Annotated in this window: 7 protein-coding genes and 1 tRNA gene; all 8 read right to left on the bottom strand. The window is 66.1% G+C overall.

Annotated elements, in window-relative coordinates:
* Positions 1–11 precede the first annotated feature (11 nt).
* Positions 12–644 carry a cytochrome c-type biogenesis protein gene (locus tag ACWKSV_RS02890; RefSeq protein WP_076715789.1) on the bottom strand — a complete coding sequence of 211 codons (633 nt, stop codon included), beginning with the start codon at positions 642–644 and terminating at the stop codon, positions 12–14.
* A 139-nt stretch (positions 645–783) separates the two neighbouring features.
* Entirely contained in the window at positions 784–2,973 is a 2,190-nt protein-coding gene (locus ACWKSV_RS02885; protein ID WP_261340773.1) for a S8 family serine peptidase, read from the bottom strand.
* A 383-nt stretch (positions 2,974–3,356) separates the two neighbouring features.
* Positions 3,357–5,351: a site-specific integrase gene (locus tag ACWKSV_RS02880; RefSeq protein ID WP_156884243.1), complete on the bottom strand. Its 1,995-nt coding sequence runs from the start codon at positions 5,349–5,351 to the stop codon at positions 3,357–3,359.
* A gap of 97 nt (positions 5,352–5,448) precedes the next feature.
* A tRNA-Pro gene (locus tag ACWKSV_RS02875) sits at positions 5,449–5,525 on the bottom strand.
* 72 nt (positions 5,526–5,597) lie between these two features.
* Positions 5,598–6,089, bottom strand: coding sequence for a nucleoside deaminase (locus tag ACWKSV_RS02870; RefSeq protein ID WP_076715784.1), 492 nt, complete (start codon positions 6,087–6,089; stop codon positions 5,598–5,600).
* Positions 6,090–6,142: 53 nt separating this feature from the next.
* Complete coding sequence (locus ACWKSV_RS02865) at positions 6,143–7,978, bottom strand: glycoside hydrolase family 2 protein (protein ID WP_076718076.1); 1,836 nt, start codon at positions 7,976–7,978, stop codon at positions 6,143–6,145.
* A 107-nt stretch (positions 7,979–8,085) separates the two neighbouring features.
* Positions 8,086–9,408 (bottom strand): alpha/beta hydrolase family protein, encoded by a 1,323-nt coding sequence (locus tag ACWKSV_RS02860; protein ID WP_076715783.1) that lies wholly within the window; start codon positions 9,406–9,408, stop codon positions 8,086–8,088.
* Entirely contained in the window at positions 9,408–11,708 is a 2,301-nt protein-coding gene (locus ACWKSV_RS02855; RefSeq protein ID WP_237243317.1) for a TonB-dependent receptor, read from the bottom strand. Before ACWKSV_RS02855 ends, ACWKSV_RS02860 begins: the two co-directional genes overlap by 1 nt.
* Between the last annotated feature and the right edge of the window lie 49 nt (positions 11,709–11,757).

Here is an 11,757-nt window from a genome sequence, read left to right as displayed (position 1 = left end):
TGCCGCTCCTGTCAGAAGGATTTGCCGACCGCGCCGAGCCGGGCAGTCACCGCCCGGTCGACCAGCGCGCGGGCTTCACGATCCGCCGCGCTGCTTGGCGACAGCGTCAGGTGCATGCCGGTCGAGTCCACCTCGAGCGACATCGTCTCGCCAAGCTTGCCCTGCGGTGCGATTAGTACCCGTTGGCGCGGGCCATAGATTGATGGGCCGTAGCGAGCGATCACCTCGGCACGAATCTGCTCGGGGCTGCGGCCAGCTTGCGGCGCCCGATACTGGACCAGACCAACCCGGCCACCGTCCGGCGTGGGGACGATGTTGACCCGGACAGTCTCTTCGCCCTTAGCGGCGTTGTAATCGTAAACGCCGGATCGGGCGGACGTCGGCGGTATCTCATTGCGCCGTCTGGCAACTGCTTCTTCCACGACTTCCGACCAGCTATTGCCGGGATCAGCACTCACCGCCCAACCAGTCCTTTGCAGCAGCGCCACCGCGTCGGCGGCCTTCATGCCAGGGCGGATGCCGGCAACGTCGAGCGTCTTGACCGGCTTGAGCGCCGTCTTCAGCGGCTGTGCTACGCTCGGTACGCTGGCCGTGCCGCTTACCGCCAGCAACAGCATGGTGGGGATCGTCATTGTCTTGATCATCTTGCGTTTTCCTGTTCCGCGGACGCGCGACATCGTTCGCCGGGGAGCCGTCCCGGCGTCGCAGTCCTGACTGTCATGGGTGTTCCTGCTGGCTGGCGGCATCAGCCCGGAGGTGGTGCGCGTGCGGCGAGGTGGCAGGTCATCGCGCCACCAGCGTCACGAAGCCTGCCGTGTCGGTCGCACCTGCGACATGCCCGGCATCGAAGGCGTGGGCGACACCGAACCGCACCGAGGAGGTCGGCGACAGTGCCGCCGACCAGCCCAGTTCGACATCAAGTTCACGCCCTTTCGGAACCAGATCGACCACCGCCATCCGCGTTGCCAGTGCCCCCGACATCAGGTCGTAGGTGCCTGGCAGAACCATGGTCGCCCGCGCACGCTCGACGCGGAGCGGCGAGGACAGGCCAAGCGTCGCGACGCCGCCGAGCAGGCCGCGTGCACCCTCGACCGCGAAAGCGGTGCCGAGCACCGGCTGATCGAAGCGCATCAGTTCGGACCCACCGCGCACGCGGGTATTGGCAGTTGTCGCCCGCGCGGACAGCACCAGTCCGGCAACGGTTCGCCGAATCGTCAGCGTCGCCATCGTGGTGGAGGCCCCCTCCAACCCGAGGTCGGGACCGCCGCTCAGCCCCAGCACGCGGCCACGCTCGGCGAGGTCGGTTAGCTCCAGCCCGATTCCCAGCGGCGTTGTTATTGCGACGGTGCGCTGCCCAGTCCGACGATCACGCGACGTGCCGGAGGCGAACGATGCCGACCAGCCCGAGCCGCTCCAGCTCGACGTCATTCCGACCGGTGTCGCGCCGATCCCGCGCAACGGCGTTCCGGTAAGGCTGGCACCTCCGTCAATCGCGACGTTCGCGCCCAGCGTGACCGTCTGCCCCCGTGCCGGAGAAAAGGAGGCAAAAGCCGGGCGGTTGGATCGCGCGCCCTGCCAATAACCCGTGGTCGTCGCCGGCGATACAAAACCGAACCTTGCATCGGTCGGGTTAGGCGTCAGCCAAGGCGGATCGACCGGCGTTAGCATCGCACCGGCCAAGAGCCCAGAGCTCTGCGCGCGGATGCCGGATGCACCCGTCATGTGGAAGTCCCGGCCATAACGGTCGAGCACTGTCATGCCGGCAACCTTGTCGCCCAACGCCGCCGCACCGGCACCACCACCGAACGGACCCGAGACGGTAAGCGACGAGTAGCGGCCCAATACGGTCTGCGCGGCCGCGAAGGCTGCAGCAGGCGCCTGCGCCTGCATCGCCTTTTCGATGTTGAGAATGCCCGCGCCAAAGATCGGATCGACGCCCGGCGCACCGGCGTCGGTGGCGGTGTCGAGCAAGATGCGGCTGATCGCCTTGCCGCCAAGCTGCGGCCAATATTGCTTGAGTAGCGCCGCCGCACCGGCGACTGCGGGAGCAGCGAAGCTGTTGCCGGTGACCGTCACGATCGCGCCGTTTTCATCCATGGTCTGCACGGCGTTACCGCCCGCTGCGATCATGCGATCGGCGAGCGGGCCTGGGTTTCCGTTGGCGCTACGCGGATTGCCGTTGCGGTCGACGCCGATCGCGAACAGGAACCAGTCCTTGTTGGCACGATCAGCGCCAATGAGGTTCTCGGCGAATTGACCGGTGAAGCTGTCTTCGTCGGTGAAATTCGAGATGGACTGCACGAACAGCCGATCGGCCTGTCGCACGGCGTCCATCGCTGCACGCTGGTCGATCGCCTGCTGTCCGGCGACGCTCCCGTTGGCGCTCAGGTTGATGACGAACGCCCCCTTGTCGAGAGCGTAGCGGATGGCGGGCGCAAGCAGCGCGGGGTTCGGCCCACTTCCTTCCGGCACGGCGCCGGATGTGGGCGTCACGTTCGACATGTCCGGCCCGCTGATCTTGAGCGCCAGGATCGTGGCATCAGGCGCCACACCCTGAATCCCATTGCCGTCGCGGGCACCGGCGGCGACGCCGGCGACCCTTGTGCCGTGACCAATCACATCCTTCACTTCGAAGCGGATCGTCTCAGCGGCGCAGGTGCCGCAGCGGGCAATCTTCTGGTCGAAGGCCGTACTATCCGCCGAGATGCGGCCGGAGAATTCACGGCCGGAGGTATCGATGCCGGTGTCAAGGATCGCGATCGTCACGCCCTTGCCGGTGATCCCTCGATCATAGGCATAGGCGGCTTTGGCGGACACAACCGAACCCAACGCCTGATATTCTGCGCTGCTGGCGGAGGATGTTGGCGTCGGTGACGGCGTGGGCGTTGGCGATGGCGCCGGACTGGGTGAAGGCACCGTCCCGGACGAATTGATGCCGCCACCTCCACCGCATGCGGCGAGAAACACCGCCACGGAAGCGGCCGTCGAATTCCTGATGATGGTAAGCCGCCTATTGCGGCTCCCGATAACTGCACCCACGCCCGAACCCCCGTCCGCGTGGTGCCGAGCGGCTTCCTCAGCCGGCGGCACCGCCCCATATAAACGAGGCGGTGCCGGCCCGTGAGCCGGGGATTGGAAACCTGCAACGAAACAGGCGCGGGTGTCTTTAGGCTCGCGCCCTGGACATCCACACCCGCTCCCCGGCCGAAATTTCTTTCGTCCGGGCGTCGGCTGTCGTTGCGAGGTTTCCACGCCTCGGTCCGCCTGCTGGCGAACGCCCCGACTCTAAACCGGATGCGTTAACAATCTCAAGCGACGATCAGTGTGGAAGCAAAAAGCCCAGTGCAAAACGCGGTTCACTTCGTCTTGTTCGCTTTCGGTCGTCCCAGTCGGCTGGGCGTACGCACTCCGAACTTCAGGCGGTTCGCCGGGCGAATGCGGATCGGCAGACTCGGCTGGATATGCGCGGTCAGCGGCGTCAGGTGTTTTAACGCCTCCAGTTTGATCGATAGTTCCGCCTCGTCGTCATAGGTGCGGGCTGTCTCGGTCTCGCCTTCATGGCCGAAGATGTCGCAGCGGACGCTGTCCGGCACGACGCCCTTCAGGATCGACGTGGCAGTGCCACGGAAGCTGTGGACGTCCTTGTCCTTCCAGGCGCCGCCCACCTGATGCCGCCAGGGCGTTCCATCGGGGAACGCCCATTTCCGCCACGGATTGAAAATGCTCTTGTAAAAGGTGCTGGCGAAGCTGGAACTGCCCGGCGATGCCATTTCCGGAAACAGCATGGTGCAGCCTGCCGCACGGATCGCGTGAACATATTCGATGAAGCCCAGTCGGATGAGCTCCGGATGGATCGGCAGCTTACGGACGGACTGAACGTTCTTCAGCCCACGGTCTTCAGTGAAGTCGATCTGCAGATACGGGATCGGCTCGTCCTCGTGCACATCGCTGAGCGGCAACCCGGCCAGTTCCGAGCTGCGACCGCCGTAGAGCGGCAGCATGAGCGGCAGCCAGTACCAGGCATCGTGCAGGATCTCGCTACCGGGCGTTAGGCGGCGATCAATTCCGGCCGCTCCGGTCCAGATCGGGGCAGACAGCAGCTGGCGAACTTCCAGTCTCGTCCAGTTGGCGCGTTTCTCTCGGTCACGCTTGCGTTGTTGACGTGCCTTTTTGCCCACGCCTCTCCGGGCCTTCTTGAAGCTGATCGGCTGAGCGGGACGATGGCCTTCCTCGTCGTTCGCACCCTCGGCATGATCGAGGACGGCCATGATCCAGGTGATATGCTTGTTGATCGTGATCTGGGAAAAGCCGAGCATGTCAGGCGCCATAGTCTTGGCTCGCTCCAAACTCGCCGCGATTCCGCCTGCACGTTCCTCGCTCGTGCGGCCCCAGCGGTTGGGCAGGGCGCGACAAAGGTCAGTGAAGGCTGTCACGTGCTCCTGCTTGATATCCTCGATGAAGACGTCGCCGCCGCACGCATAGTCGAACAGGCGGACAGCGGTTCGAACCTGCTGGATCGTGACTGCGTCCCACGCGCGCTGGCGTTCATGGACTGCGATGCAGGCGTCGGCGGCGTCGACGAGGCGTTGCTTCGCTTTGGCCGGCACCGGCTGCACTGCCACCTGCTCGACCGGGCTGGTCGGTTGCGGCTTGGACGGCTGAGGTGGCGTGGCCGACGTCGTTTCCCATGCAAATGGCGTATCGTCTGCAAGCGCGTCGTCGATCCATTCGGCGGGCACGTCCTCGTCCAGGGACAGGTTCGCCGTCGCCTTCCGGCATGCAACGGCCTTGGCGGCGCAGATCGTGCGGCGCATCTTATCCAGGTTTGCCGCCGTCGGCGCGATCCCGAAATTTTCGACATAGACACCGATCTGCTCGCCCGAGACGGGGCTCCCACCCTGAAGGTCGAAGACCGTGTCGGCGACAGCCTTGGCGTCGGACAGGTTCCAACCGTTGGCGGTCAGGCGATCAAGGTCGTCGAGCGTCCATTTTGCGTCGACCCCGCGCTTGGACAGGAAGGTCCAGGCCTCGGCATAGCGGGAGTTGAGGCTGGCATGATCGACCGCGGCGGTGCTGCTGACGGTCTGGTCCGCAAGAATGCGCTGCAACTGCCAGCGCAGTGCGTCGCTGAACACCTTCTTGAGTTGATCGGGGCCGACACCCGTCGACCGCTCGCCATACCCCATGCGTAATGTTTCCGCCGCCGAACCCAGGCGCAGGGCGATCACCCGCGCGTCCGTAAAGCTCATCGCACCGATGGGTAACGCCAGCGTTAACCGCACGCCAGCGACCGTCATTTTCTTGCGCCACCAGTAGCGACTGCCCCGCAGTGCCACGTTCGAAAAGCCCATTCCGCCACCCCAAGGGGTACAGCGAGGGGTACAGTCGGAGGTACAACCGTCCCTGATCGCCGTCGTTAAGACGCGAAATCAGAGACTTGCAAGCGGATGGTCGGGGAGACAGGATTCGAACCTGCGACATCCTGCTCCCAAAGCAGGCGCGCTACCAGACTGCGCCACTCCCCGACAGGGGTTGGCCCTTAGGGGAAGCGGGGGTGGCGGTGCAAGGGGTATTTCTGTGCCCGTTGCGGGCGGGGGTTACAGGTTGGCCTGTTCCTCCTTGGGCAGGTCGGCATCGGGCGGATAATAAAGGCCTGCGCATTCCTCGCGCAGGCAGCCGCCCTCGATCACGATGTCGTTGCGATAGGCATCGGCGATGAAGCCGAGCGTGTCGACATGCCGTGCCTCGAAATACATCGGGTGGACGTCATCGCGCCCTGCGCCATAGACGACCCGCCCGACCTTGGACCAGATCGACGCCATGGTGCACATGCCGCAGGGTTGCAGCGTCGAATAGAGCGTCGCACCGCGCAGTTCCAGTTCGCCCTCCCCTTCGCAGGCGCGGCGGATCGCCATCATCTCGGCATGGGCGGTGGCGTCGGGCAGTTCCTCGGTCTGGTTACGCTCGGCAGAAAGGACTCGCCCGTCCAGCACGATCACCGAGCCGAGCGGCGAGGTCGAGGGGTCGGAGCCTTTCGACCGCGCCACCTCGATCGCCATGCGCATCCATTTTTCGTCGTCCTGGGTCATGGCGGGCTTAACGCCTCCACCCCGCTTTCGGGCTCAAGCGTTTGGAATTCGGCCTATCGCTGCTCCGCCTTCGTCCCATAATAATCGCTCAGCACCCCGAAGGCCTCCTTGCGCTGCCCGGTTTCGGAGATCAGGCCCTTGCGGTTCCAGCCCTGCTGGAAATCGGGGTTCTGGCGGCGGGGCGAGCGGAAGTCCTTGAGGATCCAGGGCGACATGCCGCGCAGGGTCGGTACATGGTCCGCCATGCCCAGCGTGGCGCGGTAATAATCCGCCTGAAAATCCTCGGAGAATTTCTGCTTGTTCGCCGGATCGTGGAAACCCGCCCGCGCATCGGCGCCGAATTCGGAGAAGATCAGCGGCTTGTCGGCGGGCACGCGCCATTCGCTGCGCGCCAGATCGGTCAGGCGATCCTGGGTGTACCAGCCATTATAGGTGTTGATCGCCATGACATCGAGCGCATCGGCCAGCGGATCGGCGAGCGTCATCACGGGATGATCGGCCCCCTCCCCCCGCTCGACCAGCAGCGCGGCGCTGACCAGCCGCGTGTCGTCCAGACGACGGACATCGCCGACCAGCGTGCGGAGGAAGACGTTGCGCGCGTCGGTCACGGGCGTCTCGTTGGCGACGCTCCAGATCGCGATCGAGGCGCGGTTGCGGTCGCGCAGGATATTCTCGGCCAGCATCGTCCGCGCGCGGTTCAGCGTGTCCGGGTTGGACCAGGCGACGCGCCAATAGACCGGCACCTCGCTCCAGACGATCAGGCCCAGTTCGTCGGCCAGCCGCACCGTCACGTCCGAATGCGGGTAATGGGCCAGCCGGACGAAATTGCCGTGCAGCCCGTCCTTGATCTCACTGAGCAATGCGCGCGAAGCGGCCGGAGTCATGGCGCGGGTGGGATCGACGCCCAGTTCCTCCTCGTGCATCGAAATGCCGCGCAGGAAGATGGGCTTGCCGTTGAGCAGGATATCGGCCCCGCGCCGCTCGATGGTGCGGAAACCGATCCGGTCGCGCCACTGATCCTCGCCTGCCGTGACCGCCACGTCATAGAGCCGGGGCCGCTCGGGCGACCAGCGGACCAGCGCACGGGGAGCGGCCATGGTCGCGCGCCAGTCGCCATTGGCGTCGGTCGTGCCCGCGCGGTCCAGCCCCAGCTCGGCGATGCGCAGCCGCACCGGCCGGTTCGCCGCCTGCGGCCCGTCGAGATGAACGTCCACCGCCATGCGACCGTCGCGGGTCAGACGCACCCAGGCGTCGTCGACATAGGTCTCCGGGGTCTGGATCAGCCGCACCGGGCGGGTGATGCCGCCATAATTCTCCCAGTCGGTGACGGGCGGCGGCACCGTCGCCTCGGTCGCCTGGCTGTCGACGCCCACCGTGACCTGGTTCAGGCCGTCGCGCATCAGCCCGGTGATGTCGAAGGCAAAGGGGGTGAAGCCGCCCTCATGCTTTCCGACCGGCTTGCCGTTCAGATAGACGATGGTCGCATAATTGGCCGCGCCGAAGCGGAGGAAATAGCGCCCCTTGCGGACGGCAGGGGCGGCGAAGGTCCGCTGATACCACATCAGCCCGTCATAATGGCGAAGCTCGGGCGCCTGGGTCAGCCAGGACGACGGCAGCGAGGTCAATGGCGAATGGGGGAGATCGAACTCGTAGAGGACGCGGCTGTCCTTCGCCATTTCGGCGCGGACGTCGACGTCCTTCCAACGTTGCTGTCCGCTATCGGGCATGCCGCCGTGGAAGCCCGAAATCCCCGAGCGAAACGGGTCGATCGAATAATGCCAAGGGCCGGACAGGTCGGTGCCGTCGCGCAGATCGGCCGACGCGAGAACGGGGCCGGGCCGGGGCGCGGCATCCTGTGCGAAGAGCGGCGCACCCGTGGCCAGCATCATGCCCGCCACGGCATATCCCCAAATGGTCCTGCCCATCACGTCGCTCTCCCGTCATTCGGCCGATCCTGACCGCCGGCCTTCATCGTCAGTCTAGACCGCACCCCCGCTCATCGCCAGCCGGGGGCGGGGCGATATTCGAAACTCATGCCGACCGCGCGGCCGGGCTGGAACCCCTTCCACACGGTCGAGGCGGGCGGGCCCGGACTATACTGCGCCACCCGACCGACCGGCGCGCCCGGCCAGCGGCCCGCGTCCGACTGCACCGTCAGGCCGTTGAGATAGGCGTCCCGGCCCGTCTCGCCCTTCACATAGCGGTCGAGAAAGGCGGTGATGAAATGGGTCTGGATGGGAAGCAGCCGGTCCTTGCGCCACACCGCATCCTCGAACCAGTCCATGTCCCAGAAGCGCTGCCGCATTGCGGGAGGTGCGGGGGTCAGCGCGATGCTGTGCCCGGCCTGAGCGAAGGTCAGCAGGTAGCGCGGCGCAGGCGCAGGTGCGTCGAACAGCGCACGCACCGCCTCATGCCCGACGACCCGGTCATGATCGCCGACGACGATCAGGGTCGGCACGGGCACGGCGCCCACCCCTTGCCCCGTCCAGATCGGCACCGCGCCGAAGCGGGCGGCGGGGGCGAGCGCGACGATGGCCTTGAGGTTGTTCGCGCGCAGTTCGCTAGCGCGATCGGCGGCAAAGGGCGTGAGGATATCTCGGCTGAGCTTGCCCATAGCCGGGTTCAGCGGCGCGCCACCGACCGTCAGCACGCCGTAACCGCCCATCGAATAGCCGATCAGCGCGGTCCGTGTCGGATCGGCAGCGGCGAATATGCCTTCACGTTTGTCCGCTCGGACTTGGGCCTCGGCGGTGACGAAGGCGATGTCGAGCGGTCGCCGGGCGATCGGCCCGGCGCGGGCGGCATCGGTGCGGATACTGATCGGCGGATCGCGAAAGGCAGGGGCAACCACGACATAGCCCTTGCTCGCCAGGTTTTCGCCCAGCCAGGACAGGACTTCGGGTGTGTTGCCATAACCATGCGCCAGGATCACCAGCGGGAAACGACCCGGCGCAACGGGACGGTCGGGCGAGGCCAGTCCGGGCAGGTCGAAGGCCACATCCCGGCCATCCTCGCCGGACAAGGCGGTCTTGTAGGTGGTCCCCCGCCCCGCCGAGGCCGCCGGATACCAGATCAGCAGCGGCAGCTCGCGATCGACGACGGCGGGCCGGTCCCTGCCCTGAAGCGGATCGGCCTGCCCCGGCTGGACGAACCGGCTGCGCTGCACGCCGACCGGATAGCGTCCCAGCCGGGCGAGTTCGGGGGCATCGACCGGCGGCCGGGCCGGGGCATCGCCCTGCCCCGCCCCCGGCCGCTGCGCCGTGGCAGCAACGGCGAGCGCCGCCGCCGCCAGCCCCAGCCCCAGGCAGACCCGGCGCATCAGAAGTTCAGGCCGAGGCGCATACCCGCATAGCGGCGGAAGTCACGCGGCAGCACCGCCTGGGTCGCGATATTGTTGCCGAAATTGCCCGCCGTGTTTACCAGCGACCCATAATATTGCTTGTCGAACAGGTTGTTGACGAAGGCGACCAGTTCCCAGCGGCGATCCTCCTCGCGCACGCCCAGACCGACATTGACGATGCTGAAGGCGGGCTGAAAGGTCTGCGGATCGCGCGCCTGGAAATACAGGCTGCTCTGATATTGCCAGTTCACCTGCGCGACACCGCGCGTCGTCGCGGTCAGGCGCGGCGAGTAATCCAGATTGGCGTTGAACTTCCACTTGGGCGCCTGGATCGCGGTGGTGTCGGTCAGGTTCTGGCTGGCGGGCGAGCCGGTGCAGCCCTGGGCCGCCGTCTGCAACGGATAGCATTGCGCGCGGGCGAACTCGGTATATTTCGCGTCGAGATAGGTGACGGCCCCGCCGAGGTTGAAGCTGTCGCTGAACCGCATCGATCCTTCGAACTCGACGCCCTTGGTGTTGAGCTTGCCGACGTTGGTCAGGCGATAGTTGGACGTGCCGTCGGCCAGCGTCTCGATCGTCTGGGCCTGAAGGTCGCGGTAACTGGTGTCGAACAGCGTGACGTTGGCGGTCAGGCGCCGGTCGAGGAACTGGCTGCGGATGCCCAGCTCCTTGTCGCCCGACCGTTCGGGGCGGATCGGCCCGGCCAGCGCGCGGTTGCGGTTGAAGCCGGTCGTCAGGTCGTAGGTCTGGCCCTTATAGCCCGTAGCATAGGTCACGAAGCCGTTGATCGTCGGGCTGAAATCATAGCGCAGCGTGCCGCGATAGGTGCCCGCCGTGTCGCTGGCATGGCCCGCAAAGGCCGTGCCCGCCAGATTGTCGCGGAAGGTATAGCTGACCCGCTCGTTCTGGACGCGCCCGCCGCCGGTGAAGGTCAGGTCGGGCACGATCGTCCAGTCGACCTGTGCGAAGGCCGCGACCTGGCGCGACTGCGAGGTGGCGTACCAGTTGGCGAGCGAGAAATACGGCCCGCGCTGGAACGGGCGGTTGAACTTCACATTCGCGCCGTACAGCCCGACCGTATAGCGGAACGGCTTGTCGGCATCGGATTGCAGGCGGACCTCCTCGGTCACCTGCTCGGAATTGAAGACGCCGATCTGAGTGTTGTTGCCCAGATTGCCGGGCGCCGACGTGTCGTCATGGTCGAGATAGTCGTTCAGGTGGAAACGGTCATACGAGCTGATCGTGACGAGGTTCAGCGAACCGATGCCGAACTCCCCGCGGATATAGCCGCCGCCGCCCTCGTACCGGGTGCGCGAGTCGTAATTGTTGCTGATCGTCTGGTTGTCCGGCCCGACGACCACGCCGGGCAGCACGACCGACGGGGTCAGCCCAGCGGTGCCGCGCAGTCGGGCATTTGGCCCGAACGCCAGGAAGGGGCGGCCGACCGTGGTGTTGCCGTTGACGTAATTGCCCGAGATGACGAGCGCGGCCGTATCGGTCGGCTCCCAGCGCAGCTTGCCGCGCAGGTTCAGCGTCTCGCGGCCATTGACCCGCTTGCCGTTGAACAGGTTGCGGATATTGCCGTCCCAATTGTTATAGGCGGCCGACACGACATAGCCGAGCTGCTCGTTGATCGGGCCGGACACGCTGAAATTGACGCCCTGCTCGCGATCGGTCGTCGCCACCGCATTGGCGCGGATACGCAGTTCCGAGGTTGGGTTGCGGGTAATCAGGTTGACCAGACCGGCCGAGGCCGACTTGCCGTACAGCGTGCTCTGGGGGCCGCGCAGCACCTCGATCCGCTCGACATCGGGCAGGTCGGTGAAGGCACGCGCCTGGAAGGCCAGCGGCACTTCGTCGACTAGTACCGCGACACTCGACTCGACGCCGATGCCGAAGGCGAAGGTGCCGACGCCGCGCAGCGAGATGTTGGAATTCTGCGGCTGTTCGGCCGGGCGGACGACCAGCGAGGACGAGACCTTGCCGATATCGGTGAAGTTGCGGACACCCGCCGCCGCCAGCTGAGCCGGGGCGACGACCGACACGGCGAGCGGCACGCGCTGGACATTCTCAGCGCGCTTGTTGGCGGTGACGATGATGTCGCCTGCGCTGACCGGTTCGGGTGCGACGTTGGAGGTGGGGCCGCCGGGCTGTCCCTGCGCCTCCTGGGTCAGTTGCGCTTCGTCGGTTGGCGACGGTGCGGCCTGCTGGGCCGAAACCTGACTTGCCGCGGAAAGCGATACGATCATCGCCGTCAGGGCCACGGTGGAACGCAGCATCTTCATCCTTCCCTCCCATTGCCGCCGGTCTTGGCCGGTCTTGCCTTGT

Source organism: Sphingomonas sp. SphC10, from assembly GCF_057004845.1.
The sequence above is the reverse complement of the archived record's forward strand: the minus strand, read 5'-3'. Positions and strand labels throughout refer to the sequence as shown.

Excerpts from the sequence above, each read along its gene's own strand:
- ACWKSV_RS02890 (WP_076715789.1), bottom strand. The coding sequence starts at position 644 with ATGATCAAGACAATGACGATCCCCACCATGCTGTTGCTGGCGGTAAGC.
- ACWKSV_RS02880 (WP_156884243.1), bottom strand. The coding sequence starts at position 5,351 with ATGGGCTTTTCGAACGTGGCACTGCGGGGCAGTCGCTACTGGTGGCGC.
- ACWKSV_RS02870 (WP_076715784.1), bottom strand. The coding sequence starts at position 6,089 with ATGACCCAGGACGACGAAAAATGGATGCGCATGGCGATCGAGGTGGCG.
- ACWKSV_RS02865 (WP_076718076.1), bottom strand. The coding sequence starts at position 7,978 with ATGATGCTGGCCACGGGTGCGCCGCTCTTCGCACAGGATGCCGCGCCC.
- ACWKSV_RS02860 (WP_076715783.1), bottom strand. The coding sequence starts at position 9,408 with ATGCGCCGGGTCTGCCTGGGGCTGGGGCTGGCGGCGGCGGCGCTCGCC.
- ACWKSV_RS02855 (WP_237243317.1), bottom strand. The coding sequence starts at position 11,708 with ATGCTGCGTTCCACCGTGGCCCTGACGGCGATGATCGTATCGCTTTCC.